Below are 26,625 nucleotides of genomic sequence, written 5' to 3'. Positions count from 1 at the left end.
GCAGTTCTGGGACGCCAGTGGTTGTGCGGCACCGTTGCCTCGGTTGTCCGGGCCGGCCGCCCTGGGACCGGTGCCGGCGCGGGCGTCGGCACCAGCACCAGTGCCGATGCCCGGGGTCGGCACCGGGCACTGGGCACTGGGCATCGGACATTGGGCATCGGACATTGGGCACCGGACATCGGCACTCGGTGCCGGGCACGTGCCCCCGGGTCAGCCGGGCGTGACGCGGGTGGCGAGCAGCCGCCGCAGGCTGGCCACCCGTACGGGGTCGACCCGACCGGCCTGGACGGCCGCGTCGAGCCCGCAGTCCGGAGCGGTCAGGTGGTCGCACCCGGGCTCACAGTCGACCGTCGCGGCGGCCAGATCGTCGAAGGCCAGCAGGACCCGTTCGGGCTGGACGGCACCCAGCCCGAACGAGCGGATCCCGGGAGTGTCGACCACCGTCCCCCCGGTGGGCAGGGCGAGCGCCACCGCGGCCGAGGAGGTGTGGCGGCCGCGGCCGGTGACCGCGTTGACCACGCCGATGGCCCGGTCGGCGTTCGGGACGAGTCGGTTCACCAGTGTCGACTTCCCGACCCCGCTGTGGCCGAAGAAGACGCTGGTGGCCTCGTGCAGGAGGGCGAGCAGCGGGTCCAGGTCACCGCCCGGACGGGTGGTGACCACCGGTAGCCCGAGCGGCTCATAGGACTCCCGCACCGGGCCGGGATCCGCGAGGTCCGTCTTGGTCAGGCACAGCACCGGTGTCAACCCGCCGTCGTACGCGGCCACCAGGCACCGGTCGATCAGACCGGTGCGGGGCGGCGGGTCGGTCAGGGCACAGACGATGACGAGCAGATCCGCGTTCGCGACGATGGGCCGCTCGACGGGGTCGGCGTCGTCCGCGGTCCGGCGCAGCAGGCTGCTTCGTTCCTCGCGGCGCACGATGCGGGCCAGGGAACCGGGCCGCCCCGACAGGTCACCGACGAGCTCGACCTGGTCGCCGACGACGACGGAGGTCCGGCGCATCGACCCGCCGCGCACGGCGGCGACCAGCTCGGCGCCCGCCCCGTCGGCCTCGCCTGCACCAGCCCGCCCGCCCGGCCGGCCGGCCTTGCCACGTGACGCCCCGGTCGCTCCTGACGCGCCCGTGCCGCCCGGCCGGCAGGTGTAGCGCCCACGGTCGACCGCGACCACGACGGCCCGGGTCGCGTCGGCGTGCTCGGGCCGGATCCGGGTCCGCGGCCGGGAGCCCCGGCCGGGTCGGGTGCGGACGTCGTCCTCGTCCAGTTCGCGTGCCACGGTGTCAGCCGGCCAGCATCGAGGTCCACATCCGGGCGAAATCGGGGACTGTCTTGCCGGTCGTGGCGATGTCGTCGATGGTGACCCCGGGCACCGCGAGGCCGACGACGGCGAAGGTCATCGCCAGCCGGTGGTCGGCGTGCGGGTCGAGGCGCGCACCGTGCAGCGGCACCGGATCGATCCGCAGGCCGTCGTCGGTGACGGCGATCCGTGCGCCGAGCTTGCCCAGCTCGCTGGCCAGCGCGGCGAGCCGGTCCGTCTCCTGCAGGCGCAGGTGGGCGATGCCACGCAGCCGGGACGGGGAATCCGCCAGCACCGCGAGGCCTGTCAGCACCGGGGCGGCCTCCCCGAAGTCGGAGAGGTCGGCGTCGATACCGGTGATCCGCCCGCCGCCGGTGACCCGCAGCCCTTCCGGGCGCAGCTCCGCCGCGGCACCCATGGCCACCAGCAGCTCGGGCAAGAGACGCCCGGGCTGCTCGGTGTGGGCGGGCCAGCCCGGGATCGTGACCTGGCCGCCGGTGGCGACCGCGGCGGCGAGGAAGGCGGTCGCGCTGTTCAGATCGGGCTCGATGACCCGGTCCAGCGGCGCGGGGCCGCCGGGCTCCACTCGCCAACGCCTGATAGACGCCGCGCCGGCGGTACCCGCCGGCCGGTCGCCCGGCCCGGGGACGTCGACGTGCACCGTCACCCCGGCCGCGCGCAGGTCGGCGACCGTCATGTCCAGGTAGGGGCCCGACGGCAGCCGGTGCCCCGCGTGCGTCACGGTCGCGCCGCGCTCGAACCGGGACGCCGCGAGCAGCAGCCCGGACACCAGCTGGCTTGACGTCGACGCGTCCACCGTCACAGCGCCACCGGCGATGCCGCCGCCGCCCCGCACCGTGAACGGCATCCGATCACCGTCGATCCGCGCGCCGAGCTCCCGCAGCGCGGCCAGCAGCGGGGTCAGCGGGCGCTCCCGCATGCGTGGGTCGCCGTCGAAGTGGACGTCGCCCTTGGCCAGGGTGGCCAGTGCCGGCGTGAAGCGCGCGACGGTGCCGGCGTTGCCGCAGTCGATCGAGGCCAGCCCACCGTGGATCGCCCCGACGGGGCCGGTGACGACGAGGTCGGCGCCGCCCGGACCGGGGTCGGTGGCGGGCGGGTCCGTCACCTGCGCGCCCAGGTTGCGCAGTGCGGCCGCCATCAGCAGCGTGTCCCGCGAGCGGAGCGGACCACGCAGCCGGGAGACCCCGTCCGCGAGGGCGGCCAGGACCAGCGCGCGGTTGGTGCCGGATTTGGAGCCGGGTACCGCGACGGTTGCGCTGACCGGCCCGGTCGCTACCGGCGCCGGCCACGGGTCGTGTTGCTCGCGCTGCTCGCGGGTGGTGGTGGTCACGGTGCCAGCATGCCGGATTCCGGCCGTCAGTCAGGCCGGCGGGCCGAGGCGATCAGATGAATGCCGATCGACTCGCCCTCGCGCTCGGCGGCCAGCTCGACCTCGGTACGGACCAGGGTGGGGAAGCAGGAGACGTCCTCGGCGACGGCCCGGCGGACCGCCTCGGCCGAGAGCACGGTGCGCGGGCGGATCCAGTCGACCTCCAGCCCGGCGCTGGTCAGCAGGGCACGCAGCTCCTCGGGCCAGAAGCAGCGGGTGATGCTGCCGTCCTCGGCCGGAACCAGGACGACATCCGCGCGGGGCACGTCCGAAAGCTCCGCCCACCGGTGCTGCTCGGCGAGCCGGGCAAGGCCCAGCAGCAGCGAGTCGACACAGAGCAGCAGACGGCCACCTGGCCGCAGCATCTGGTAGATCTCCTCGAGGGTCGTCTCCGTCGCCAGGCAGAACGACAGGGCGCGTGCCTCGGCGAGGACGGCGTCGAAGGACCCGGGCCGGAACCAGTCGAGCGAGCGCGCGTCACCGACGACCCGCTGCAGCCGGCCGGGGCCGGAGCCGGGCGCCGGGTCGCTCGCACCCGGTGCGTCGTCAATGGTCAGGCTGCTGACCACCCGCACCACCTCGTGACCCGCGGCGGCCATCTGGCGTGCGAACCTGGCACGCGGTCCGGAGACGTCGAGGACGCGGACCGGCCCGGTGGGCAGCCATTCCCGCAGCTGGGCCGAGGCGACTTCCTCGTAGAAGGCCCAGTAGGGGTCGTCACTGTTGGCCGGGGCCTCACAGACCAGCGTGTTCGTGTTCGCCCGGGACGAGTGAGCGTCGGCGTCGGCGCCAGACAGCATGGACCGTTCCTACCCTTCGAGGGGCAATGATGCGAGGCATGTCACACACGCAAGGTGAAATTCTGACAGATGTTCGGGCCGACCACGCAGTGTCCTTCCATACCGGCTCGGGCAACAGGGAGACCCGCGTGCCGTTCGTGCACGTTCCGGTTCCCCTGTTCGCCGTTTCCCCGCTCGCCGCGAAGGCCCGCCCGGCGCGGGCCACGACCGGCAGGCCAGTGACCGGCGGGCCGGTGGCCGGCAGGCCGGTGACTGACGCCAGCCCGGCGGAGCGCTCGCGGTGATCGGGGAACTCATCTCTGTCGACGGTGGACGCCTGCGGGTAGTTCCCGCTCCGCTGGACGGGGATCCGGTGTCTGCCCAGGCCGGCGCCACGTTCGCGGGTGTCGCCGCACCCCCCGGAGCGACCGTGGTGCTGCTGCACGGCGCTGGCAGCGGCACCGACACGCCGGTGCTGACCGCGCTCGCCGGCCGCCTGGCGGCGGCCGGAACACGGGTAGCCACGCTGGAGATGCCCTACCGGGTGGCCGGTCGCCGCGCGCCGGACCGCCCGAGCCGGCTGGACGGGGTCCTCACGGCCGCGGTGGCGGCCCTGGGCTCCCCGGCGTTCCTCGGGCTCGCCGGCGCGTCGATGGGGTCCCGGGTGGCGGTCCGCTGTGCCCGCACGGTCGGGGCCCGCGCGGTGCTGGCGCTGGGCTTCCCGCTGCAGCCGCCGGGTGGGCGGCCCTCGCGCGAGCCGGAGCTGGCCGACGCCGGTGTGCCGGTGCTGGTGATCCAGGGTGAACGTGACGCCTTCGGAACCCCGGCGGCCGACCCGTCCCGACAGGTCGAGGTGCGGATCGTGGCTGGCGCCGACCACTCGTTCCGGGTTCGGGTCCGTGACGCGAGGACGGTGGGCGAGGTGGCCGACGAGGCCGCGGATCTCGGTTCGTCCTGGCTGCTCGGGCAGCTGGCCGGCGCTGCCGGCGTCGAGGCCACTGCTGCCGGCGGTGGCTCTGGTGGCGTTGGCGGTGCCGGCGGTGGCACCGATGCCGAGGTCTGAGACGGCCCCGGAAGGGCCGAAGGCCGTGGCGGCCCGCAGGAGAGCGTGGCGCGCCCCGGATGTGTGCTCACGTCCACCTCTGGTACCCAGGTTCGCGTCGCTGGAACCGGGAATTGGGACCGGCGTTCGCTGGTTTGCCGGAGTGGAAGGGCAAGAGGCAGGCACCGGGCGAGGGGCACCGAGGTGGTGCGTCTCCCACGGTGGCCGCGTCGTGGAGGTTCGATGAGGTCCCACCACATTGTTTCGGCTGCGCCGCCGACGGAATGTCGTGCGACGCGCCCGGGGCACGGAGGTAACGCCGCGGCGCCGCCACGCGCATGGTCCGTGGCAGGGGTATCGTCCGGCGCGGAGAGTTGGGCGGTCCGGGCAGTCGTCGGTGGGCCGGTGACTGGTCCCGGGCACGGTGAAGGAGTGATCCTGGTCGACGAGACCGGCGACGAGACAGCCGAGGCACGCGGCGCTCGCTTTGAGCGGGATGCGCTGCCGTTCCTCGACCAGCTTTACGCGGCCGCGTTGCGGATGACGCGCAACCCCGCGGACGCGGAGGATCTCGTCCAGGAGACCTTCGTCAAGGCGTTCGCGGCGTTTCACCAGTTCCAGGAGGGCACCAACCTCAAGGCCTGGCTGTACCGCATCCTGACGAACACCTTCATCAACACCTACCGGAAGCGCCAGCGCCAGCCGTTGCAGAGTCCGACCGAGCAGGTCGAGGACTGGCAGCTCGCCGAGGCCGAGTCACACACGTCGACCGGCCTCAAAAGCGCCGAGGCGGAGGCGCTGGAGCATCTGCCTGACAGCGACATCACCGAGGCGCTGCAGGCCCTGCCCGAGGATTTCCGGATGGCGGTCTACCTGGCCGATGTCGAAGGGTTCTCCTACAAGGAGATCGCTGAGATCATGGGCACGCCGATCGGAACGGTCATGTCCCGGTTGCACCGTGGGCGGCGTGGTCTGCGGAAGTCGCTGGAGCAGTACGCGCAGGAGCGCGGGCTTGTTCCGGCCGGGTCCGCCGAGAACGAGGGCGGTGGGTCGTGAGCTGTGGAGCAAGCCACAACATTGACTGCCGGAAGGTGCTCGACGCCGTTTTTCTCTACCTGGACGGCGAGTGCAACGGTTCACAGCAGAATCTCATCCGGTCGCATCTCGACGAGTGTTCACCGTGCCTGCGGGAGTTCGGCGTGGAACACGAGGTGAAAATGCTGGTCGCCCGCAAGTGCGGCGGTGAGCGGGCGCCGGATTCGCTGCGGTTGAGCGTGCTCGCGCGCCTGCGGGCGGCCCGCTCCGATACCGACGCGGCCGCCGAGTTCCAGCCGGAGTAGGGGGCAGCCGCCGGCGGGTCTGGAGCGGGGTGCCTGCGGCTGCGTGTGCGGCGCCGTCCCGGTGCGCCCCGGGACTCTCCGACACTCCCGGGCGGCCCGGCGTGGAGCGGGGCAAGCAGGTGCCTGGCCGGGCCAGCCGGCCGGCAGGCCGCCGGCGGGCGTGAGCGCGGAAGCGGTGCTTTTCAGGTGCGGCGCTTATCGGGCTCACAGCTGCTGCGGTTAGGCTTCTGTGTGTGCGTATCCTCGTGACCGGCGCAGCCGGTTTCATCGGTTCCACGGTCGTTGACCGGATGCTTGCTGATGGTCATTCGGTCGTCGGGCTTGACGACCTGTCGTCCGGGCGAATGGAGAATCTCGCGCAGGCGGGGTCGGATGCCCGTTTCTCCTTCGAGAAGGGCGATATCACGGCCACCGGCCTCACCGACTTCGTCGCGCGGGTGCGGCCGGATGTCGTGGCTCATCTCGCCGCGCAGATCGACGTCCGGGTGAGTGTGGCCGATCCGCTGCGCGACGCACGCCTCAATGTGCTGGGCACGATCAACGTGCTGGAGGCGGCGCGACTGGCGGGTGCGTCGAAGGTGATCCACACGTCGTCGGGCGGGTCGATCTACGGCACCCCGGCCGTGCTGCCGGTCAGCGAGGCCGTCGCGCCGTCCCCAGAGTCGCCGTACGCGGCCGGCAAGGCCGCGGGCGAGCTCTACCTCAACGTCTACCGCGCGACCTACGGCCTGGCCAGCACCGCGCTGGCGCTGGGCAACGTCTTCGGCCCGCGGCAGGATCCGCACGGCGAGGCCGGTGTTGTCGCGATCTTCGGCACCGCGCTGCTGGAGGGCCGCCCGACCAAGATCTTCGGTGACGGCACGACCAGCCGGGACTACGTCTACGTCGCGGACGTCGCGGACGCCTTCGCCCGATGCGTGCCGGCCGAGGCCGCCAACGGCCTGCGGCTCAACATCGGGACGGCGGTCGAGACCACGGTGCGGGACCTGCACAGCCGTGTCGCGCGCCTGGTGGGTGTGCCGGACGATCCGCAGTTCGCCGCGCCGCGGCCCGGGGAGCTCCAGCACATCGCGCTGGACGTCGCCCTCGCCCAGCAGGCGATCGGCTGGCGCCCGCAGGTCAGCCTGGATGCCGGGCTCGGGCACACCATCGACTGGATCCGGGGCCGGCTCAGCAGCACGGCCGCGACCGCCAGCGCCTAGCCCCGGCCGCCGCGCCTGGCGCGCCTAGCCCGGTTGGCGAGTCGCAGGAGTGAACGATTCTGGTCGTTGCAACGACCAGAATCCTTACTTCTTGCGGGTCGCCAGGCGCCTCCGCGCCTCTTCTGCCCCTTTTGCGGTGAATCGCTTGTGCGGCGTGGCGGTGCGGGCGGGATCAGGGACCCAGCCGCCCGGGAGCAGGCCCCCAGGGTCCGGGTGGCCCGGTGGGAGACGCATCAGCGCCCGCCGCCGGCCCACCCGGACCACCTGTCAGGTGTTCGGGCGCTTGCCGTGGTTGGCCTTGTGCTTGGCCCTGGCGCGCCGCTTGCGCTTCTTCTTCGCCATGACGCCCTCCTCTCATTCCTTCGGCCACATACTGCCAGCCCGTCGGCGCACGTCGTCGTGACGGTTCGGTCGACGATCAGGGGGTGTCGACCGGGTGACGGGGGCCGCTCCCGGTGACGCGGTCCGCGGCCGTGTCGGTCCCGGCGGCCTGGGCCTCGGCCTCTGCGGCCTCGATGGCCGCGCCGTCCCCCGCGGCTCCGGTCGCGCCGGCGCCGGCGCCGGCGGCCTGGGCCGCGGGCGCGTCCGCCACGGTCACGTCGTCGGCCCAGCCGTCCTCGGTGAGGTCGTCGCTCTCGGTGAAGTCGTCGCCCTCGGGGAAGGCGAAATCGTCGCCCTCGGGGAAGTCGTCATCCCCGGCGAGGTCGCCGACCGGCTCGGTGTGGACGGCGACCGCCGCCGCGAGGCGGCCGCCGTCCTGCACGGGTTCGTCCGCCACAGTGCCCCGGCCGGGCTCTGCCGCCGTGGCGGCCCCGCCGGCCCGCGTACCGCGCTCCGCGGAGTCCGCGTTCGCCGTTCTGCGTGGCCGGTCGAGGCCGGCGACCATCCGCGCCTGCAGGGTCCGGCGTGCCCGCGCCGGGCCGACGCCGCCGAACAGGCCCAGCCCCGCGGCCATCAGGACGTCCCCGAAGCTCACCACCGCCGCGGACCCGGGCATGGGCAGCGGCAGGATGTCGCTGAGGAGGCGCAGCGAGGTCTGCGAGTCCGCCACGGTGTGGAAATGCGAGGCCGTGATCTCCTCGATGGGCACCCCCGCCCGGTCCGCGGCCCAGGCCGAGACCGGCATGTCCCCGCCGTTGGCGTTGATCACGGCAGCGTTGAGGATGACGCCGGCACAGAGCAGCCCCAGCCCGGGTAGCCGGCGGTTCGTCAGGGTGAAGACCACCAGACAGGCCGACGCGAGGATCCATGCGGGGCCGTGCAGTGGGCCGATGAGCCGGCCAACCGCCAGGACGGCCACCGCTGCGACGAACAGCGGGGGCCGGGCGACGTACACGCGGCTGAGGGCGTCCAGGGTTCCGCCCCTCGCGAGACCCACGGCCAACCCGCACAGAAGGGTCAGTAGGAGGAGTACGAGCACATCCGTAAGTGTGGCCGGTGGTGGCCCGGGCGCACACCACCGGCCGCCGGTGTGACCTGTCCGCGGGGACACGGCGCGTCCCACACGCCGCTGAGCGGCGCTCGCGTCGGGACACCCGATCGGGCCCGCGGGTGCCCCCGGGGCGCGCCATGGCCCACTCGTGGCGCGCTGACGGAAGCGCACCGGGTCACCACTACGCTGATACCAGCAGCGCCGCAGCGTGGTCGAGGCGAGGGAAGGGAAGCCTGATGGCTGAGGAAGTCCGTGCCGAGATGGTTGCCAACGTCTGGAAGGTCGTCGTCGGTGTCGGTGACTCCGTCGCGGCCGGTGACGCGCTGGTCATTCTCGACTCCATGAAGATGGAGATCCCGGTGATCAGCGAGGAGGGTGGCACGGTCGCGAGCATCGCCGTCAACGAGGGTGATGTCGTGCAGGACGGGGACCTGATCGCCGTCGTGGAGTCCTGACCCGCGAGTCCTGACTCGCCACCAGGTGTGGCGCGGCGTCCGGGGAGGGCACGGGCGGGTGGCTCTGCCCTACGCTGGTGCCCTATGGACGCCTCGTTCTGTGACCGCTGTGGCCAGCTTGCGAGCATCGGGAGCCACGAGGCCTGCGCGCGGGCCCGGGTGCTCGAACCGCCGCGGTACTGCCAGTCCTGCCGGCGCCGCCTGGTCGTCCAGGTGACCCCGCTGGGGTGGAGCGCCCGGTGCGCTGAGCACGGGACGTCCGTGTCGAACTGACGGGCGGGCTGCCCGGGCCGGCGGCGCAACGCCGGCGGCGTCACGCCGCGCGGCGGGCGGCCCGGCCCGGGCCCGTGTCTTCGGGGTGCTACAGGGTGGCCTGCAACGACTTGATCGGCATGCGCAGGTCGGCGAGCATCTCCAGGTCGCTGCCGGGGTCCTTGCCCAGTGTGGTCAGGTAGTTCCCGACGATCACCGCGTTGATGCCGCCGAGCATGCCGCGCACGTCGAGATCGCCCAGGGTGATCTCCCGTCCCCCCGCGTAGCGCAGGATCGTGCGCGGCAGCGCGAGCCGGAAGGCGGCGATGGTGCGCAGCGCGTCACGGGCGTCGACCGGCGGCAGGTCCCCGAAGGGAGTGCCCGGCCGCGGGTTCAGGAAGTTCAGCGGCACCTCGTCGGGCTCCAGCATCGCCAGCTGGGCGGCGAGCTCGGCGCGCTGCTCCAGTGACTCGCCCACCCCGATGATCGCCCCGCAGCACAGCTCCATGCCGGCGGCGCGGACGAGCTCACACGTCTCCCACCGCTCCTCCCAGCTGTGGGTCGTCACGACCTGGGGGAAGTACGAGCGCGCCGTTTCCAGGTTGTGGTTGTAGCGGTGCACGCCGAGCTCGGCGAGCTCGTCCACCTGCTCCTGGGTGAGCATGCCGAGCGAGCAGGCCACCTGGATGTCGACGGCTTCGCGGATCGCGGCCACACCTTCGCGGATCTGCGCCATCAGCCGCTCGTCGGGCCCGCGGACGGCGGCGACGATGCAGAACTCGGTGGCACCGGTCGCGGCTGTGGCCTTGGCGGCGTCGACGAGCGAGGGGATGTCCAGCCAGGCCGACCGCACCGGCGAGTCGAAGCGCCCGGACTGCGAGCAGAAATGGCAGTCCTCGGGGCAGCCGCCGGTCTTGAGGCTGATGATGCCCTCGACCTCGACCTCGGGGCCGCACCAGCGCAGCCGGACCTCGTGGGCCAGCGCGAGCAGGTCGTTGAGGGATTCGTCCGGCAGCCGGAGGACCGCCAGCACGTCCTGCTCGTCGAGCCCTCGGCCGGCCTCGAGGACCTGTTCGCGTGCGCGGGCGAGCAGGTCGTCGTCGGGAGCATCGACGGCCGGGGACGTTTCCACTGGCGTGGTCACAGGTGCGGTCACAGGGATCCCCATCGCAAAGTCGGGTGTGGCTGCCGGTGGGCGTGGAGCCGGAGGCTTCGGCATGGGCCGTGGTGTCCGTGCCGCCACCATTGTTCAGTCATCCGTGCTGATCGTGCCGGTGTTGTGACGAGTGTCTGTCGGTGCCGTCATGCGGTGTCGGCGCGCGGCCGTCATGCGGCGCCGGCGTGCGGCCGTCATGTGGCGCCGGCGTGGCCGTCAGATGGTGCTGGCGTGCGGCCGTCATGTGGTGCCGTCATGCGGCGTGCCGGGCCCGGAACGCGGCGGCGTCGAAAGCGCCGCCGAGTGCTGGTTCGAGCGAGGCCCGCGCCACGCCCAGGAACCGCTGCGGGTCGAGCAGGCCCGCGCCGGCCGGGACGGCGCCGGCGAGCGGGCGCGCCGCCAGCAGCTCCAGGTCGGTGATGTTGCTGCAGGCGGCCAGGTCGGGCCTCGCCGGCCAGGAGCCGATCACGACACCGGCCAGGTCGAGGCCGCGGTGCGCCATGGCCTCCAGGGTGAGCGCGGTCGCGTTGAGGCTGCCCAGCCCGGCGGTGGTGACCACGAGCACGGGCGCCTTCAGCATGCGGGCGAGGTCGGCGACGGTGGCGCCGGCCTCGTCGTAGCGGACCAGCAGGCCGCCGGCGCCCTCGACGAGAACGAGGCGGCGGTCGGCCCGCAACGTGTGGACGGTGTCGGCCACTGTGGCGAGGTCGAGGGTGGGCCGGCCGGCCCGGCGCGCGGCGCTGACCGGCGCCAGCGGGTCGCCGTAGCGCACGAGCTCGTGGACGTCCCCGACCCCGGAGAGGTCCCGGACCAGATCCACATCGCCGAGCTCGTCGGCGCGGACGCCGGTCTGCGCCGGTTTGACGACGGCCACCGTGGTTCCGCGGTCCGCGGCGAGTGCCGCCAGCGCGGCCGTCACCACGGTCTTGCCCACCTCGGTCCCGGTTCCTGTGACGATTATCACGCTCATCGTGCGGGGAAGCGTGCGATCGATCCGGTGATCACCCCGACCGCCCGGGCCACGTCGGCGTCGGTGAGATCGGCCCGGGCGGCGACCCGCAGCCGGCTCGTGCCGGCGGGGACCGTCGGCGGGCGGAAGCACCCGACGGCGACGCCGGCCTCGCGGCAGGCCGCGGCGACGCCGACCGCCCGTTCGGGGTCGCCGAGCACCACGGAGACCACAGCTCCGGCCGGTTCCGGAGCCCCCGTCGCCGCCGCGATCTCGTGGGCGCGCCGCCGGACCTGCTCCGGAAGCTGCGGCCGCTCGGTGAGCAGCCGCAGCGCGGCGAGTGCCGAGCCCGCGCAGGCCGGTGCCAGGCCGGTGTCGAAGATGAAGGTCCGGGCGGTGTCGATGAGGTGGTCGCGCAGCGCGGCCGGGCCGAGGACGGCGCCACCCTGGCTGCCCAACGACTTGGAGAGGGTGACGGTGGCGATCACGTCGGGCTGGCCGGCGAGCCCGGCGGCGGCCAGGGCGCCCCGGCCGCCGTCGCCCACCACGCCGAGCCCGTGCGCCTCGTCGACGAGCAGCACGGCGCCGTGCCGTCTGACAACTCCGTGCAGGGCGGCCAGCGGTGCCAGGTCGCCGTCGGCGGAGAAGACCGAGTCGCTGAGGACGAACGCGCGCCGCCAGGTGCCGGTCGCGAGCGCCTTGTCGACCGCCTCCACGTCCGCGTGCGGGGTGACCACGACGTCGGCGCGGGACAGCCGGCAGGCGTCCACCAGCGAGGCATGGTTGTGCTCGTCCGAGACCACCAGGTCGCCGGGGCCGGTCAGCGCGGTGATCATCGCGAGGTTGGCGGCGTACCCGGAGGAGAAGACCAGCGCCGAGGCGAAGCCGAGATGCTCGGCCAGCGCGGCCTCGAGATCGCCGTGCAGCGTCGTGGTGCCGCTCACCAGGCGGCTGCCGGTGGACCCGGCGCCGAACGCGCGCAACGCCGCGATCCCACCCTCGATCACGGCGGGATGGCGGGCGAGCCCGAGGTAGTCGTTGCCGGCCAGGTCGAGCAGGAGGTCGCCGTCCGTCCAGGGCTGCAGGGAGCCCTGGGCCGGCAGCCCCGCGTTCCCCGGCGTGTCGCCTGGCGTGTCGCCCGGCCGCGGGCGCGGTGCCCGGGGGCGCAGGACCCGGTGCAGCCCGGCCTCGGATCGCTGCCGTGCCGCCGCCGCCAACCAGCCGAGTGGATCGGCGTCGGGGGGTCCGTCGGGCTGGTTGCCTGGTGACGTGGTGCTGGTGCGTTCGGGCATCACGTCGGCGAGCGTACGCATTCCGACCCGGCCGCCCGGCACGCCACCGCGGGCGTCTGGCAGTCTGCGTCCCGTGGGAACCCTGGCCGACGCCCTGCGAGCGGGCACCGATCTCAGCGACGACGACATCGACCACCTCCACGCGCTCGTCGCGGACTGGGCGCTGCTGGCCGACCTGTCCTTCGCGGACCTGCTACTGCTCGTGCCCGCCCGGTCCGGTTCGGTACGCGCGGGTCACGCCGGTGGCATGGAGTTCCAGGTCGTGGCCCAGGTGCGTCCGACGACCGGGCCGACGGCGTACCACAACGACGAGGTGGGCAGCGTCGTCATCAACCGCTGGGTGGTGCAGAACGCCTGGCGTGAGCACCGCATCGCCCGGGAGGGCGAGCCCGAGTGGGACGGTGGCGTCCCGGTTCGCACCGAGGCGATTCCGGTCCGGCACGGCAACCGGGTGATCGCGGTCCTGGCGCGTGACACCAACCTCGCGACGACGCGTACGCCGAGCGCGCTGGAGTCCGCGTACCTGCAGGCGGCGAACAACCTGGCACTGATGATCGCCGAGGGGGCGTTCCCGTTCCTGGGCGGCTCCGCGGAGCTGCCCGAGCCGCCGCGGGTCGGCGACGGGATGATGCGCCTGGACGGCGCCGGCAAGGTCATCTTCGCCAGCCCGAACGCGTTGTCGGCCTACCGGCGCCTCGGCTACACCGGGAACGTCACCGGGGAGGACCTGCGCACCGTGCACCGGGCGCTGAACCTGCCGGCGACCACACCCGCGGTGTGGCACGCGATCAGCCGGCGCCGGCCGGTCGAGGTCGAGCTGGAGGTGGGCAGCACGGTGGTGCTGCTCCGGGCGATCCCGCTGTACCCGGGCGCGATCCGGGAGGTTCTGGTCCTCGTCCGGGACGTCTCGGAGTTGCGGCGCCGCGAGGCCCAGCTGCTGAGCAAGGACGCGACGATCCGCGAGATCCATCATCGGGTCAAGAACAACCTGCAGACGGTGGCCGCGCTGCTGCGCCTGCAGATGCGGCGCACCAAGGCGGACGAGGCCAGGGACGCGCTGCGGGAGTCCGTGCGCCGGGTCACCTCGATCGCTGTCGTGCACGAGACGCTCTCCCAGACCCTCGGCGAGTCGGTGCCCTTCGACGAGATCGCGGACCAGATCACCTCGGTGACGGTGGATCTCGCCTCGACCGGGACACGTGCGACGACGCGGCGGACCGGGTCGTTCGGACGGCTGCCCGGTGAACTCGCCACGCCGTTGGCACTTGTGCTTTCGGAGCTTCTGCAGAATGCTGTCGAACATGCGTTCGACGGATCCTCGGGGGCGATCGAGCTCCGGGTGCGGCGTGAGGGTGACCGCCTCGACATCGTCATCGCCGACGACGGCGCGGGCCTGCCGGATGACTTCCAGCTCGAGCACTCGCCCCGGCTCGGGCTGCAGATCGTGCGGCAGCTGGTGCTCGGCGAGATGCGGGGGACCATCCGGCTGCAGGCCGGTCCGGAGCGGGGGACCGAGGCGCTGCTTTCGATTCCACTTTCCTGAAGTCGTGTGTTTGGGGCTTGCGTGGCGGGGTAGACCCCACTGCGTGACCTCCGTCCACGGCCGACGTGTGCTGGTCGAGTCGTCTCCGTCGGCGGGGTCGTCGGGTGGGAATGTGGCCCAGAAAGATTTTTCGGCCGCTCCGTCCGTGTCCGTGCAGGCGACTGCGGCGGACCAGCGGACAGAGCGGCCGATGGTGTTACTCTTCGCGGCTCCCGCGCCGAGCGCGCGCGGGGACCACGCCCCGGTAGCGGACGCGGGCGACCTCTCCCACCGGGGGCGAGATCCAGCTCATCCGTGTACGTCGAGGCTGTCAGAGATCATTGTTTGGTTGTGGTCGGCCTGCCTGAAGCAGGCACGTTCCGTGCTGGCGCCGACTGGCGCGGTGTCGCCCAGGCCAGGGCGCTACCGAGCTCAGGCGGTGCGAACTCGCAGGCGTTCCTGGCGCTTGAGCGCCCGACGTTCATCCTCGCTGAGACCGCCCCAGACTCCGGAGTCCTGCCCGGTGTCAAGAGCCCAGTTGAGACAGTCACTTGTGACTGCGCATCGCCTGCAGACTGCCTTCGCTTCTTCGACCTGGCGTTCTGCCGGACCGGTCGTACCGATCGGGAAGAAGAGCTCGGGATCCTCGTCACGGCAGAGCGCGCGGTGGCGCCAGTCCATGCGTACTACTCCCTCTCTCGTCTCGGACCACACTGCACATCAGACGCTCGGTGAGCCGCCTTGGTTGCGTCGCGTCCCAGAAGAAAATTTCGGATGTCTGGTTGGGGCGTGACGATCGGGGCTTGTGCGAGTGCATGCGCGTGGTCCCAGGTGCACGTGCATCTACCTCGGACATTCGCCACCCTCCCACCGGAACGGGCAGGTGCGCAAGAACCTGCATGCGTCTTCACACCGGGTCTGGCCGGTACCTGTCCACCAGGGACACGGGCGGACCACGGCTGAGCCGACCCTTCACCCAGGATTGGCCGTGGGGAGAGAATCCCTTGTCTCGTAGCTCTTTTTGGCCTACCGGATCATGTCTGACCGTTGTGGGGTGACTCGGCCCCGCGCGTCGCTGCCAGGCTAGCTGATCTTGTGAATGCGGACCATGACGCTTGGTCATTCTGTGCTAGGCTGTCGCTTTGGTGTTGATTCTCGCCGTGCATACGCCGCCCGTGCAAGACGTCTGCGCCCCGAACCACGTCCACGCCTGGGCACGCTGCCGGCGCCCACTGAGATCGAGGTCACCGGCGCCCTGAGGCGGGCCGTGGCAGCCCGGCGTGCCGCCGGCTACCGATCGCGGGTGCCTCCGTGCAGGATGGAGCGATGGAGGTTCTGGGGCATCGTGGCAGCCGGTCGCCCGGCCCGGAGAACACGGTCGAGGCCGTGGATGCCGCGTTACGAGCCGGTGCGGACGGAGTCGAGCTGGACGTCCGCCGCAGCGCCGACGGCGACCTGGTGTGCGTGCACGACGCTCGGCTGCCGCGTGTGGGCGGCCTCGGTGGGCGTGCGGTCATTCGCCGGTCGACGCGGGAGCTGGCCAGTCAGGGCATCCCCGCGCTCACCGAGATGCTCGACGCCTGGGGCGGCCGCGGGCGGCTCATTCTGGAGATCAAGAACCAGCCGGGCCAGCCGGACTTCGACGCGCCGCGGGAGCGGACGGCCCAGGCGCTGATCGAGCTCCTGCGCGCCAGGGGCGACGGCCACGCTGATGCCACGGCGGCGGGGATCACGGTGTCGTCCTTCGACTGGTTCGCGATCGAGGCGGTCCGGGACGCCGGGATCGGTGTCGGGACCGCGTTTCTGACAATGCCGCGCATGTCGGTCAGCGGCGGGATCGCCTACGTCCGCGCGGCCGGCCACGCGGAGCTGCACGCGCACCTGTCCGCCGTGCGCCGTGCGCCGGACGCCGTGACGCGGGCGCGTCGGGCCGGCATTCGGCTGGTCACCTGGACCGTCACCGACCCTGCGGCCGCGCTGGAGCTTCAGGACGCCGGAGTCGACGCCATCATCTGCGACGACCCGACCGCCATCCGCCGTGCGCTCGGGCGAGGAGAACCGACCGGCGGTCGGCCTGATGGCAACGGAGCCGAAGGCAGCGGGCCCCACGGCAGCGGGGCCGACGGGGGGAAGGACGCGCGCTGAGCGCGCGTCAGGCGATCACCCGCAGCGCGCTCGCCTCGTTGGCGAGCTCCACGGACTCGAAGAGCCCGAGTACCTCGCCGTCCATCTGCACCGTGACCGGGCGGTCAGCGTCCAGCGTGATGGATGACGCGTCATGGAGCCTGACGACGTTGCGCCCGCGCGGATCGGGATTGTCGCCGAGCATCTGCAGGCCGGTGCGTACCACGCTGGTCAGCCGGGCCCGCCGCAGGCCCACCAGGTCCAGGCCGGTGTCGAAGGACGCCTGGGGGCACGCGGCTACCGGCTGGTCGTTCAGGTAGGTCCAGGGCCGGGTGTTGCACACGATCGCCAGCGACACCTCGGCGGGAGCGGCGTCGTCCGCCGTGCCCTCGGCCGCCGCGGCCCCCTCGGCCGGTGTGGCGCCCTCGGCCGGGGTGGCTGCCGTCGTGACCTTGATGGTCGGGCCGGAGCGCCCGGTCCGCTTCACCATCTCGGCGATTGCGCAGCGCAGGAACAGCCCGGGCGTGCTGCGGCGCCCCTTCTGGCGACGGCGTTCGACCGCGGCCACCACATCGGCGTCCAGGCCCATGCCCAGGCAGAAGGCGAAGTAGCGCTGCTGGTCGCCGTAGTGGGCCAGCCCGACGCTGACGTCGCGGGAACGGCCTTCGCGCAGCGCGGCGAGCAGCTCGCCGGTCGCCTCGACGGGGGACGGGGAGTACCCGAGGGCGCGCGCGAACACGTTGGTGCTGCCGCCGGGCACCACGGCGAGTGCGGGGCCGTCGCTCGCCGGGCCGCTGCTGACCAGGCCGTTGACGACCTCGTTGACGGTTCCGTCGCCACCGAGCACGATCACCACGTCGACGCCCAGCTCGCGGGCGTGGACACCGAGCTCGACGCCGTGGCCGCGCCCCTTGGTGACGACCGTCTCCAGGGCGACGTCCGCGGTCAGAGCGGTGGCGAGCACGTCTCGGACCCGCTCGGTGGTCGTGGTCGCGACCGGATTGACGACCAGCAGCCCGTGCATACGAATACGGTAGCCTGCGCAAACATTCGGGGCAGTGGGGAGGGAAAACTCTCACACCGTGCGTCCGACGGCCGTGACGCAGCGCCCGGGTGTGGCGCTGTCCGGCACGTAATCTTGGCGGATGGGTACCAACCGTGGCGCCGTGGGGGAGTCCGGCCGTGGGCCGGAGCCGGCGGCGCAGGTGCGCGCGAGGCCGCGGCCAGTGCTTGTGGCAGGGGCGTTGCTGGGCATCGAGACGGCGGTTCTGGCCGGCCTGGGCGTGCTGCTGGTGGTTCGTGGCTTCGGGTCCGACATCGACGATGTCGGGCGGGCGGAGACCGGCGGGCTGCTGGCGCTGGTGGGCGCGGCCTGCCTCGGTCTCGTCACGTGGGGAGTGTTCCGAGGCCGGGAGGGGTTCCGGACCCCGGCTCTCGTGACCCAGATCCTGTGTCTTCCTGTTGCCTGGGGGCTGCTCCAGGGCGGCCTGTACGGCTACGGCGTGCCGCTGGTGGCGGTGCCGATCACCATCGTCATCGCCCTGGGGCTTGGCGGCGGGTACTTCCGGTCGGGCGATGACGCCGATCAGCCGGCCGCCCATCAGCCCGACGGTGGCCAGCGGGCGCCCAGACGGACGTCGACCTGAGCCGACCCGGGCCCGGGGGTCGGCCGGCGCCCGAGGATCAGCCGTCCTCCAGCAGCCCGCGGCGCAGCTGGGCCAGGGTGCGGGCAAGCAGCCGGGACACGTGCATCTGCGAGATCCCGAGCTCGTTCGCGATCTGCGACTGCGTCATGTTGCCGAAGAAGCGGAGCAGCAGGATGCGCTTCTCGCGCGGCGGCAGCTTCTCCAGGAGCGGCTTGAGGGACTCGCGGTACTCCACGCCCTCCAGGGACTCGTCCTGCACCCCGAGCGTGTCGGCGACCGCCGGGGCCTCGTCGTCGCCGGAGTCCGGGGCGTCGAGCGAGACCGCGGAGTAGGCGTTCGCGGACTCCAGGCCCTCGAGCACCTCCTCCTCGGTCATCTCCAGATGGCGGGCGATCTCGCTGACGGTCGGCGACCGTCCGAGCGACTGGGACAGCTCGGAGGTCGCCTTCGTCAGCGAGAGCTTCAGCTCCTGGAGCCGGCGCGGAACCCGGATGGCCCAGCCCTTGTCCCGGAAGTGCCGCTTGATCTCACCGACGATCGTCGGTGTCGCGTAGGTCGAGAACTCGACGCCACGCTCCGGATCGAACCGGTCCACCGACTTGATGAGGCCGATCGTCGCGACCTGCACCAGGTCGTCGAGCGGCTCGCCGCGGTTTCGGAACCGACGAGCGAGGTATTCGACCAGCGGAAGGTGCATGCGGACGAGCTGGTCGCGCAGCGCCGCCCGCTCGGGGTCGCCCTCGGGCAGGGAGACCAGGCGGGCGAACAGGAGGCGGGCCCGGACCCGGTCCGGCGAGGTGCTGCCGGACCGCTCGGAGCTGTCGGCTCCCTCCGGGTCCGAGTCCGGGTCCGAACCCGGTTCGGCATCCGACCGGGTTGAACCGGGTTCGCCCGGGCCGGCTGGCCCGGCCGCGTCGACGGCATCGTCCGGATTGGCCTGCTCGCCCAGGGCCGAGGCCGTCGATGCGGACGAGGCGGGTGGCCCGCCCGCCGCGGACCCGCGCTCGGAGCGTGGGCCGACGGTTGGCTCGGCGTGGCCGAGGCCGCCGCGGTCGGTTCCAGCCCCGGACAGCGCGGTCACGCCGGCGACGTCGTCGGCGCTGCGCTGGCTGATCGCGGTGACGGGGTCGCCCGCGCCCGCGGAGTCGAGGCCGCCCGCGTGGCCCGCGGGCGCTGATCGAGGTGTGGTGGGTGTTCTGCCGGCTGAAGTCACAACGTGCCTACCGTGTCGCCGAGGGCCGCTGCGGAGGCCGCGCCTGAGCCGCGTACGTGCCCGGCCGGGGGCTCACCCAGGTCGGCCCGGACGCCGCGACGCTTCTGAAGGGCAATGCTGACCCGGGAACCCGGGCCCGTCGAGCTGGAGACGTCACCGGCCAGCGCGGTCAGGACCGTCCAGGCGAACGTCTCCCTGGACGGCGGCTCGCCGTCCAGGCTTTCGACTGTGACCAGGACCTTCATAACGCCAGGTTCCAGGGCGAATCTGCATTCCAGCGACGAACCGGGAACGGCGGAGACGAGCAGCAGTGCGCAGGCCTCGTCCACCGCGATACGAAGATCCTCGATGTCGTCGAGAGTGAAGTCCAAGCGGGCCGCGAGGGACGCCGTGGCCGTCCGCAGGACGGTCAGATAGGCGCTCGCGGCGGGCAGGGTGAGCTGGACGACGTCGTGCGGGCCGCCCTCGTGGGTGGCTTCGCCCGAGATGCCGTCGGAGTTCTCCGCGCCGCCGGTAGAAGGCGTCGGATTCACGTTCCTACCCCCAAGAGCCCGGGTCGTGCGAGGAAGGTCCTCGTCGATGATGTATGTCGTCGTGCCGGGCGCCGTCGCCGCGACCAGTCATGTCATCCGGGGCGCCGTGTCCGTTTCCGGACGACACTCCGGTGCTGACCCATGCCCCGTTCCGCGGGGCGGTACTCCGATGATGGTCCTGCTGATGGTTCTGCCCGGGAGGAACACCTGGCGCGGCCTCCCGTGGTTCACCACCGTACCCAGCCTCCCTGGGGTGTCGCAGGTCGGGTGATCAGAACGCGCCGCCTGGGGTCCGACTGGTCGCGGATGGCCGATTCATACTCGGTCAACTGGGAATTCATCGCGCGGCTCGGCCGGATGCCGGCCGGCTGACAGGTCAGCGTGGATGGGCGGCCAGCCGGGGTGATACGGGTGCGAGCCCAGGACGAGTCCGGCGCGGCCGGCGAAAGGGCACGTCAGCCGATATCGGGGGACTGGCGCGGGCCGGCCAGCGCGGTGATCGCGGTGGCATCCAGGCGCCAGGTGGTCCACTCGGAGGTGGGTGCCGCCCCCACCGACCGGTAGAAGACGTGCGCGGGGGTGTTCCAGTCCAGCACAGCCCATTCGAGGCGCTGGTACCCGTGCTGGACGCAGAGCTGGGCCAGTTCCGCGAGCAGGGCCCGGCCGTGCCCGTGGCGGCGGTGCTCGGGCCGTACGAACAGGTCGATCAGGTACATGCCGGCCTTGCCGGTCCAGGTCGAGAAGGTCGGGTGCCACAGCGCGCACCCGACGACCGTGCCGGCGTCGAGGGCGACCAGGCAGTACGCCGCGGGCGGGTCACCGAACAGCGCGGTGACGAGATCCTCGGCGGTCATCGACACGGCGTCCGGTTCCCGCTCGTAGGCGGCGAGGCCATGGACCAGGGCCAGAACGGCAGCGACGTCCGTGTGCTGCGCTGCTCTGATCATGTCGGCTCCGAAGGTGGCGTCAGGTGGCGTCAGGCGGTGCCAGGTGGCGGCGGCCGGTGGCAGGCACGGCGCTGGGCGGGTGGGCGAGGTCCGCCGAAAGGGCCCTGACGTGGGACGTCCCCACCAGGTGGCGCTGTGCGCCTCCGGCGGGGACGTCCGTCGTGCTGGTCGGGTGACCGTCAGGCGGCGGCCTTCGTCTCCCAGAAGATCGTCGAGATCTCGTCGATCAGGTCCAGAAGCTGCTGGCCCTGGGCCGGGTCGACCGAGCCCTTCGCACCGGCGGCGCCGGCGGCCTTCGTGGCCTTCCAGAACAGTTCGTGCAGCTGCGGGTACTTCTCGATGTGGTTCGGCTTGAAGTAGTCGGTCCAGAGCACCCAGAGGTGGTGCTTGACGAGCTCCGCGCGCTCCTCCTTGATGGCCAGCGCGCGGGCCCGGAACTCGGGGTCGGTGTTGCCCTGGTACTTCTCCTGGATGGCCTTGACCGACTGGGCCTCGACCTTCGCCTGCGCGGGGTCGTAGACGCCGCAGGGCAGGTCGCAGTGGGCGTTGACGCTGATGGCGGGCTTGAGCAGGCTCATTCCGCTTCCTCTCTTTACGCCTCGGGTCTCAGGTCGCCCCAGGGCGGCCGTGTCCTCCGTACGGCGGGACAGGCCGGCCCGGGTGGGTGCGATCGCGGGATCCGGGCCGCGGATGTGCAGCTCGCGGGCCCGGATTTCCGCCTTCTGGCAACCTACCCCTGTGAGGCCGAGCATTTCTCTGCGGGCGGTGTCCGTTCGCGGCGAGTCCATGCGTCCGACACTGCGCGATGGCGATGCGTGCCTCGTGTTGTGGGGAGCGCCACCCAGGCCGGGAGACGTGGTGGTCGCCCGGTTGCCGGAACGAGGACTCGGAATCAAACGGGCCGAGTTCGCGGACCCGGACGGTTCATGGTGGCTGCGTTCGGACAACGTGGGGGTCGGAACCGACAGCGTGACGTTCGGCATGGTCGCGGCGACCGACATCCTGGGCCGGGTGGTCGCCCGGTACTGGCCGCGGCCGCGTCCGCTGCGTCGTCGCCGCGTGCGGCCCGCGCCCTGATACGGCCCCTGTCCTTCGTGCGGCCCCTGTCTTCGTACGGCCACGGTCGTACATAGCGCGGCCACGTCGGAGCGCGGCCACGGCCGTGGTGCGGGGCTGCCGGTGGTGGGGCAGGTCGGAGCCGCCGGGGCCGCCGGAGCCGTTCTGGGGCCGCGGAGATGGCCTGCCGGCCGGGCGCGCGGCTGGTTCAGCCGCGGCCGACGCCGCTGCCGAGCGGTCGCAGCGATTCGTAGAAGGCCCTGCAGTCGGCGTAGTCGGGAAGGATTCCGGCGGCGGCGGCCTGCGACAGGCTCGGCGCCGCGACGTCCTTCTCGGACAGCAGCGGCGTGATGTCGGGTGGCCAGGGCAGGTCGAGGTCGGGGTCGAGCGGGTTGATCCCGTACTCACGGGCCGGCGTGTAGGGGGCCGAGCACAGATAGGTGATCACCGCGTTGTCGGTGAGGGCCATGAAGGCATGCCCCAGGCCTTCCGCGATGTACAGCCCGCGACGGTCGACGTCGTCGAGGATGACGGCCGCGTGCGCGCCGAAGGTCGGCGAGCCGAGCCGTATGTCGACCACACAGTCCAGAACGCGACCACTCACGCAGGTCACGTACTTTGCCTGGCTGGGCGGCACCTGGGCATAGTGCACTCCGCGCAGAGTTCCCGCGCGGCTGACGCTCGCGTTCGCCTGGGCGAGTTCGAGACGGTGCCCGGCCACTGATTCCAGCGTGTCGGTGCGGAACCATTCGAGGAATGTCCCGCGAGGGTCGGAGTGCTTGCGCGGGGTGAACAACCAGGTATCGGCTATCGGCAGCTCGGTGACCTCCACGAGAACATACGCTACTAGGTTTAGCTCGCCGATTCCTCGTGAGGCTCGTCCGGGAAGGCGTGCTCTGGGTGAACGAGATGACACCTTTGGTTATCATCTCGACGGCGGGTTGTCGGGGATCTCCCGAAATATGTCGCCGTGCCGTACGGGGGGTTACGGTGTTGACGCTGGACCTGTTCCTAGATCCTCTTTGTGTCGCCTCCCGCACTCCACCAATCCACGGACGAACAACATTTGTGCGGGCGTGAATCGTCTCACGATTCATCTGTGCTGCGTGTGTCGCGAACCCGTGATCATTGGGCTGATCTCGACGGGAAACAAGCAGGAAACGCACCGGAATCAGCCCCGCCGATGCGCCCGGGCTTTCGGCCCGATTGGGAAACCCGGATGACATGGGTGCCGGGAGGCCTGGCGGCGGGGAAGGCGCGCGGCCGCGGCGCGGTCTCTCCCGGCGACCCGGTCGGTTGCCGGGCCCGGTGTGGTGGCCTCCGGAATCTGGTGCGGTGGCCTCCGGGACCCGGCGGAGCGGCCTCCGGAACCCGGCGCGGGCGCAGCCACGACCGGTTCCGGGCATCGCCGCTGCATCTGGGCATCGAGGCGGGTTCCAGACATGGTTCCGGACATCGCGATTGGTTCAGGGCATGAGGTGATTCGTGACCTGCGCCGTGATGTCCGTCTCACGGTTCCATCGTGATCAGACGACGTGTTCCCCGGCCCGCCGGACGATGCTCGCGGCGGCGCCGCGAAGGCCGGCGGCGGCGCCGCCACCGCGCCGGGTGTGCCGGACCGGTGGCGGTTGTGACGCTCGTGACCGGCCCGAATCGAGTCGGATGGGCGACAGGTACCGCCGCCGGGCGGCCTGTCGCCGCGGCGCGCGACGGTGTCGCGGGCCGCCCGAGACGCCTACAAGCACAGTCATGTCACGAGCACGCTACGTCGGTGGCCTCGGTTCCCGTCTGTCGGTTTCGCGCAGGAGACATCCGCGGCCGGTCAGTGGCGAACCAGACAGCCGGGCTCGGGGCGCTGCACGTGCCATATTGGAAGCTGCGCCGGGCCACCCCCGCCGCAGACATGTGGCACAACCAGCCGCCTCACACGCCGAGGCGACAGCGCAAGGCCCGCCGCCCCGCGAACGCGTGATCTTCGCCGGGGTCCCGGGAACGTCCTAGCCACGTCCGGGCAGTGACACCGTTCGCCGGACGGTACCGCCGTGGCTTGTCCGAGGAGCCCCTTTCGTGACCGCAACGACCGACCACACGACCCTCGACCAGTCCATCGCCGCCCCGGTCCAGGGCGCGGCCTCGCCGCAGTCGCCGGCAGTGTCGCCGGGCTTCGACGGGCCGAGCCCGCGCCCCTCCGACGACGATCCCGCCTTCGCGCTGCACCGTGGCGGAAAGATCGGGATCGGCCTGACCGCGCCGCTGAACAACCGTGAAGACCTCTCCCTCGCCTACACGCCGGGCGTGGCCAGGGTGTGCATGGCGATCGCCGAGGCGCCGGCACTGGCTGACGATTACACCTGGCGCGCCAACACGGTCGCCGTTGTGACCGACGGAACCGCGGTGCTCGGCCTCGGCGACATCGGGCCTGCCGCGGCGCTGCCGGTCATGGAGGGCAAGGCCGCGCTGTTCAAGCACTTCGGCGGCGTGGACGCGGTGCCGATCTGCCTCGACTGCACCGACGTCGAGGAGATCGTCGCCACCGTCGCGAGGCTCGCCCCGGGCTTCGGCGGTGTCAACCTGGAGGACATCTCGGCGCCGCGCTGCTTCGAGATCGAGGCGCTGCTCCAGGAGCGTGTCGACATCCCCGTCTTCCATGACGACCAGCACGGCACCGCGATCGTGGCGCTCGCCGCGCTGGAGAACGCCGCGCGGCTCACCGGCCGGAACCTCTCGGACCTGCGGGCCGTGGTGTCGGGGGCGGGCGCCGCCGGGATCGCCGTGACCCGCATCCTGCTCGCGGCAGGGATCGGTGACATCGCCGTCGGCGACAGCCGCGGCATGATCTACGCCGGCCGCGATGGCCTGACGCCGATCAAGGCCGCGCTCGCCGCGGACACGAACAAGGCCGGCAAGCAGGGCTCGATCAACGAGGCCCTCGCCGGCGCGGACGTCTACCTCGGCCTCTCCGCCGGCAAGGTGCCCGAGGAGGTCGTGGCGACGATGGCGCCGGAGGCGATCATCTTCGCGATGGCGAACCCCGACCCCGAGATCGACCCCGAGGTCGCGCACAAGTACGCCCGCATCGTCGCGACCGGTCGCAGCGACTACCCCAACCAGATCAACAACGTCCTGGCGTTCCCCGGTGTTTTCCGCGGTGCGCTGGATGTCCGCGCGAGCCGGGTCACCGAGGGCATGAAGCTGGCGGCCGCCCGGGCGCTCGCCGACGTGATCGCGGACGAGCTCAGCGAGGACAACATCATCCCGAGCGTCTTCGACGCGCGGGTCGCCCCCGCCGTCTCGGCGGCGGTGGCCGAAGCGGCCCGTGCCGACGGAGTCGCGCGCCGCTGATCAGGCGCGCCTGAGGATGGCCGCCGAGGGTTTCCCACCCTCGGCGGCCATCGTCGTCTCCGGCCAGCTCCCAGGCCCCTGTCAGGGCGCCTGCTCGCAGGCTCCTGCCGGGGCGGCGCCTGTTCGGCGGGCTCCTGCCGGGGCCGCTGGCCGGCCCACAGGCCCAGCCGAGACGGGCCCGCGACCCTGCCTGGAACGGTCAGACCCGGCCGCAGCCCAGACAGGGCCGGTTCTCGTTCACCTCGGCCAGCGGACGCAGCGCGCCGCAGCCCTTGTAGGAGCAGCACACAAAATCCGCCGACGGGACGATGATGATCGGGTCGCCGTCGGTCGCGAGCGTCATCGGCGGCTCGGGGGCCGGCACCGGCCGACGCCGACGCCAGCCGAATCGGCGACCGCCCCCGTCACGGCCGACCGCAGCCGGCGTTCCTCCCTGTGTTGCCACGGGACTGAGTTCAACACATCCGCGGGGTCGGCGCGACGGCCGGGGCCTTTGGATCGTGCGGTCACGGGCCGCCGGGCTGCGCAGAGGCTCGTCGGGTGCGGGTTGAAGCCACCCGAACCCGGACGAACTCCGAGGCACCGAGAGGGCACGGAGCGTCCGAGCGCCAGGCGTCACCGGCGCAATAGGGTCGGGCTCGTGCTTGCCGCTGCCGCAGTCGCGATCAACCCGGACGACCCGCTCTCAGGCCTGCGCGTCGGTGATCAGCCCGCGCCGGTGGTCCCGGAGGGCTGGACCACGGTCTCGGTGCGGGCCGCCGCGCTCAACCATCACGATCTTTTCAGCCTGCGCGGTGTGGGCCTGCCCGCCGAGCGGCTGCCGATGATCCTGGGCTGCGATGCCGCCGGGGTCAGCGCCGACGGTGCGGACGTCATCGTCCACGCGGTCATCGGCGACCCGGCCCGGGGCGGTGGCGACGAGACCCTGGACCCGTCCCGGACGCTGCTTTCCGAGCTGCATCCGGGAACACTGGCCGAGCAGGTGGCCGTCCCACGGCCGAATCTCGTGCCGAAACCGGCGTCGCTGTCGTGGGAGGAGGCGGCCTGCCTGCCGACCGCCTGGCTGACCGCCTACCGCATGGTGGTCAGCCGCTCGGGCCTGCCCGCGAGCGGCGGTGGCACGATGCTGGTCCAGGGGGCCGGCGGCGGGGTGGCGACGGCGGCCCTGATGATCGGTAAGGCGGTCGGGCACACCGTCTTCGTCACCTCGCGGGACGAGGCGAAGCGTCGTCGTGCGCTCGATCTGGGCGCCGACCTCGCGGTCGCGACGGGGGAGCGCCTGCCGGCCCGCGTCGACGCGGTGATCGAGACGGTCGGTGCCGCCACCTGGTCGCATTCGGTGCGTTCGCTGCGCCCGGGCGGCCGGATCGTCTGCTCCGGGGCGACCAGCGGGCCGAACCCGCCGGCGGAGCTGAACCGGATCTTCTTTCTCCAGCTCTCGGTCGTCGGCTCGACGATGGGCACCCGCGGTGAGCTGGCCGACCTGGTGAGCCTCCTGGACCGAACCGGCACCCGCCCGCTGGTCGACGACGTCCGCCCGCTCGCGGACGCGCGAGCCTCGTTCGAACGTCTCGCCCAGGGTGAGGTGTTCGGCAAGCTCGTCCTCACCGTCTAAGGCCGGGTTCTCCGGGGAGCGGTGCGGCGGGCGTTGCGC

General features: G+C 72.3%; 29 protein-coding genes. 13 read left to right on the top strand and 16 right to left on the bottom strand.

The window, feature by feature from the left end; translation table 11 throughout:
- Positions 1-210: 210 nt before the first annotated feature.
- The 3 genes from rsgA to ACG83_RS06570 are packed head-to-tail and all read right to left on the bottom strand — an operon-like array spanning position 211 to position 3,489.
- Complete coding sequence (gene rsgA, locus ACG83_RS06580; RefSeq protein ID WP_054565134.1) at positions 211-1,278, bottom strand: ribosome small subunit-dependent GTPase A; 1,068 nt, start codon at positions 1,276-1,278, stop codon at positions 211-213.
- Between the two features lie 4 nt (positions 1,279-1,282).
- Positions 1,283-2,650, bottom strand: coding sequence for a 3-phosphoshikimate 1-carboxyvinyltransferase (gene aroA / locus ACG83_RS06575; RefSeq protein WP_054565133.1), 1,368 nt, complete (start codon positions 2,648-2,650; stop codon positions 1,283-1,285).
- A 26-nt stretch (positions 2,651-2,676) separates the two neighbouring features.
- On the bottom strand, positions 2,677-3,489 hold the full coding sequence (locus ACG83_RS06570) for a methyltransferase domain-containing protein (protein ID WP_054565132.1): 813 nt from the start codon (positions 3,487-3,489) through the stop codon (positions 2,677-2,679).
- Positions 3,490-3,617: 128 nt separating this feature from the next.
- Between ACG83_RS06570 and ACG83_RS45250 the strand changes: the two genes are divergently transcribed.
- The 5 genes from ACG83_RS45250 to ACG83_RS06545 all read left to right on the top strand — a co-directional run bounded on the left by ACG83_RS45250 (position 3,618) and on the right by ACG83_RS06545 (position 7,052).
- On the top strand, positions 3,618-3,773 hold the full coding sequence (locus ACG83_RS45250) for a hypothetical protein (RefSeq protein ID WP_158230848.1): 156 nt from the start codon (positions 3,618-3,620) through the stop codon (positions 3,771-3,773).
- On the top strand, positions 3,770-4,531 hold the full coding sequence (locus ACG83_RS06560) for an alpha/beta family hydrolase (protein ID WP_235497701.1): 762 nt from the start codon (positions 3,770-3,772) through the stop codon (positions 4,529-4,531). The genes ACG83_RS45250 and ACG83_RS06560 overlap by 4 nt, the downstream gene beginning before the upstream one ends.
- 222 nt (positions 4,532-4,753) lie before the next feature.
- Entirely contained in the window at positions 4,754-5,566 is an 813-nt protein-coding gene (locus tag ACG83_RS06555; protein WP_235497699.1) for a sigma-70 family RNA polymerase sigma factor, read from the top strand.
- On the top strand, positions 5,563-5,850 hold the full coding sequence (gene rsrA / locus ACG83_RS06550; protein ID WP_006539772.1) for a mycothiol system anti-sigma-R factor: 288 nt from the start codon (positions 5,563-5,565) through the stop codon (positions 5,848-5,850). The genes ACG83_RS06555 and rsrA overlap by 4 nt, the downstream gene beginning before the upstream one ends.
- Before the next feature lie 233 nt (positions 5,851-6,083).
- Positions 6,084-7,052: an NAD-dependent epimerase/dehydratase family protein gene (locus ACG83_RS06545; RefSeq protein WP_054565130.1), complete on the top strand. Its 969-nt coding sequence runs from the start codon at positions 6,084-6,086 to the stop codon at positions 7,050-7,052.
- A 267-nt stretch (positions 7,053-7,319) separates the two neighbouring features.
- Here ACG83_RS06545 and ACG83_RS47875 read toward each other — a convergent pair whose 3' ends face one another.
- Together ACG83_RS47875 and ACG83_RS06540 are read right to left on the bottom strand one after the other, a co-directional pair.
- Positions 7,320-7,394, bottom strand: coding sequence for a 50S ribosomal protein bL37 (locus ACG83_RS47875; protein WP_369809780.1), 75 nt, complete (start codon positions 7,392-7,394; stop codon positions 7,320-7,322).
- A gap of 76 nt (positions 7,395-7,470) precedes the next feature.
- On the bottom strand, positions 7,471-8,430 hold the full coding sequence (locus tag ACG83_RS06540; protein ID WP_235497697.1) for a DUF5317 domain-containing protein: 960 nt from the start codon (positions 8,428-8,430) through the stop codon (positions 7,471-7,473).
- 290 nt (positions 8,431-8,720) lie between these two features.
- On the opposite strand from ACG83_RS06540, the gene ACG83_RS06535 reads away from it, so the two are divergent.
- Together ACG83_RS06535 and ACG83_RS06530 are read left to right on the top strand one after the other, a co-directional pair.
- Positions 8,721-8,939, top strand: coding sequence for a biotin/lipoyl-binding carrier protein (locus ACG83_RS06535; RefSeq protein ID WP_006539775.1), 219 nt, complete (start codon positions 8,721-8,723; stop codon positions 8,937-8,939).
- 84 nt (positions 8,940-9,023) lie between these two features.
- A complete protein-coding gene (locus ACG83_RS06530) occupies positions 9,024-9,212 on the top strand; it encodes a hypothetical protein (protein ID WP_054565128.1) in 189 nt (62 codons plus the stop codon).
- Positions 9,213-9,300: 88 nt separating this feature from the next.
- On the opposite strand, the gene bioB is transcribed toward ACG83_RS06530, so the two are convergent.
- From bioB to ACG83_RS06515, 3 genes are all read right to left on the bottom strand, one after another.
- Positions 9,301-10,359, bottom strand: coding sequence for a biotin synthase BioB (gene bioB / locus ACG83_RS06525; RefSeq protein WP_054565127.1), 1,059 nt, complete (start codon positions 10,357-10,359; stop codon positions 9,301-9,303).
- A gap of 241 nt (positions 10,360-10,600) precedes the next feature.
- Positions 10,601-11,317, bottom strand: coding sequence for a dethiobiotin synthase (gene bioD / locus ACG83_RS06520; protein WP_054565126.1), 717 nt, complete (start codon positions 11,315-11,317; stop codon positions 10,601-10,603).
- A complete protein-coding gene (locus ACG83_RS06515) occupies positions 11,314-12,609 on the bottom strand; it encodes an 8-amino-7-oxononanoate synthase (RefSeq protein ID WP_083473078.1) in 1,296 nt (431 codons plus the stop codon). The genes bioD and ACG83_RS06515 overlap by 4 nt, the downstream gene beginning before the upstream one ends.
- Positions 12,610-12,661: 52 nt before the next feature.
- Between ACG83_RS06515 and ACG83_RS06510 the strand changes: the two genes are divergently transcribed.
- Positions 12,662-14,131, top strand: a complete 1,470-nt coding sequence (locus ACG83_RS06510; RefSeq protein WP_006539779.1) for a sensor histidine kinase — start codon at positions 12,662-12,664, stop codon at positions 14,129-14,131.
- A gap of 411 nt (positions 14,132-14,542) precedes the next feature.
- Here ACG83_RS06510 and ACG83_RS42065 read toward each other — a convergent pair whose 3' ends face one another.
- The gene (locus tag ACG83_RS42065) at positions 14,543-14,791 is read right to left on the bottom strand and encodes a WhiB family transcriptional regulator (RefSeq protein ID WP_006539780.1); all 249 of its coding nucleotides are present in this window, start codon (positions 14,789-14,791) and stop codon (positions 14,543-14,545) included.
- Between the two features lie 645 nt (positions 14,792-15,436).
- Here ACG83_RS42065 and ACG83_RS06505 point away from each other — a divergent pair.
- Positions 15,437-16,255 (top strand): glycerophosphodiester phosphodiesterase, encoded by an 819-nt coding sequence (locus ACG83_RS06505; RefSeq protein ID WP_083473041.1) that lies wholly within the window; start codon positions 15,437-15,439, stop codon positions 16,253-16,255.
- Between the two features lie 7 nt (positions 16,256-16,262).
- Here the strand turns inward: ACG83_RS06505 and ACG83_RS06500 are convergent, their stop codons facing one another.
- Entirely contained in the window at positions 16,263-17,258 is a 996-nt protein-coding gene (locus tag ACG83_RS06500; protein ID WP_054565125.1) for a diacylglycerol kinase family protein, read from the bottom strand.
- A 121-nt stretch (positions 17,259-17,379) separates the two neighbouring features.
- On the opposite strand from ACG83_RS06500, the gene ACG83_RS06495 reads away from it, so the two are divergent.
- Positions 17,380-17,880, top strand: a complete 501-nt coding sequence (locus tag ACG83_RS06495; RefSeq protein WP_054565124.1) for a hypothetical protein — start codon at positions 17,380-17,382, stop codon at positions 17,878-17,880.
- A 37-nt stretch (positions 17,881-17,917) separates the two neighbouring features.
- Here the strand turns inward: ACG83_RS06495 and ACG83_RS42060 are convergent, their stop codons facing one another.
- From ACG83_RS42060 to sodN, 4 genes are all read right to left on the bottom strand, one after another.
- Positions 17,918-19,093, bottom strand: a complete 1,176-nt coding sequence (locus ACG83_RS42060; RefSeq protein WP_083473039.1) for an RNA polymerase sigma factor SigF — start codon at positions 19,091-19,093, stop codon at positions 17,918-17,920.
- On the bottom strand, positions 19,090-19,626 hold the full coding sequence (locus ACG83_RS06485) for an anti-sigma factor (protein ID WP_054565123.1): 537 nt from the start codon (positions 19,624-19,626) through the stop codon (positions 19,090-19,092). Before ACG83_RS06485 ends, ACG83_RS42060 begins: the two co-directional genes overlap by 4 nt.
- Before the next feature lie 455 nt (positions 19,627-20,081).
- Positions 20,082-20,573, bottom strand: coding sequence for a GNAT family N-acetyltransferase (locus ACG83_RS06475; RefSeq protein WP_054565121.1), 492 nt, complete (start codon positions 20,571-20,573; stop codon positions 20,082-20,084).
- Between the two features lie 179 nt (positions 20,574-20,752).
- Positions 20,753-21,151, bottom strand: coding sequence for a superoxide dismutase, Ni (gene sodN / locus ACG83_RS06470; protein WP_054565120.1), 399 nt, complete (start codon positions 21,149-21,151; stop codon positions 20,753-20,755).
- Between the two features lie 112 nt (positions 21,152-21,263).
- On the opposite strand from sodN, the gene ACG83_RS06465 reads away from it, so the two are divergent.
- Complete coding sequence (locus tag ACG83_RS06465) at positions 21,264-21,650, top strand: S24/S26 family peptidase (protein WP_235497695.1); 387 nt, start codon at positions 21,264-21,266, stop codon at positions 21,648-21,650.
- Positions 21,651-21,837: 187 nt separating this feature from the next.
- Here the strand turns inward: ACG83_RS06465 and ACG83_RS06460 are convergent, their stop codons facing one another.
- On the bottom strand, positions 21,838-22,461 hold the full coding sequence (locus tag ACG83_RS06460) for a dTDP-4-dehydrorhamnose 3,5-epimerase family protein (protein WP_054565118.1): 624 nt from the start codon (positions 22,459-22,461) through the stop codon (positions 21,838-21,840).
- 1,235 nt (positions 22,462-23,696) lie between these two features.
- On the opposite strand from ACG83_RS06460, the gene ACG83_RS06455 reads away from it, so the two are divergent.
- The gene (locus ACG83_RS06455; RefSeq protein WP_054565117.1) at positions 23,697-24,971 is read left to right on the top strand and encodes an NADP-dependent malic enzyme; all 1,275 of its coding nucleotides are present in this window, start codon (positions 23,697-23,699) and stop codon (positions 24,969-24,971) included.
- 199 nt (positions 24,972-25,170) lie between these two features.
- Here the strand turns inward: ACG83_RS06455 and ACG83_RS46500 are convergent, their stop codons facing one another.
- Positions 25,171-25,314 (bottom strand): hypothetical protein, encoded by a 144-nt coding sequence (locus ACG83_RS46500; RefSeq protein ID WP_193209816.1) that lies wholly within the window; start codon positions 25,312-25,314, stop codon positions 25,171-25,173.
- A gap of 297 nt (positions 25,315-25,611) precedes the next feature.
- Here ACG83_RS46500 and ACG83_RS06445 point away from each other — a divergent pair, with 297 nt between their 5' ends.
- The gene (locus tag ACG83_RS06445) at positions 25,612-26,586 is read left to right on the top strand and encodes a quinone oxidoreductase (protein WP_054565115.1); all 975 of its coding nucleotides are present in this window, start codon (positions 25,612-25,614) and stop codon (positions 26,584-26,586) included.
- Positions 26,587-26,625 lie beyond the last annotated feature (39 nt).

The organism is Frankia sp. R43 (assembly GCF_001306465.1).
Classification (GTDB): Bacteria; Actinomycetota; Actinomycetes; order Frankiales; family Frankiaceae; genus Parafrankia; species Parafrankia irregularis.
This window is presented reverse-complemented; position numbering and strand designations above follow the sequence as displayed.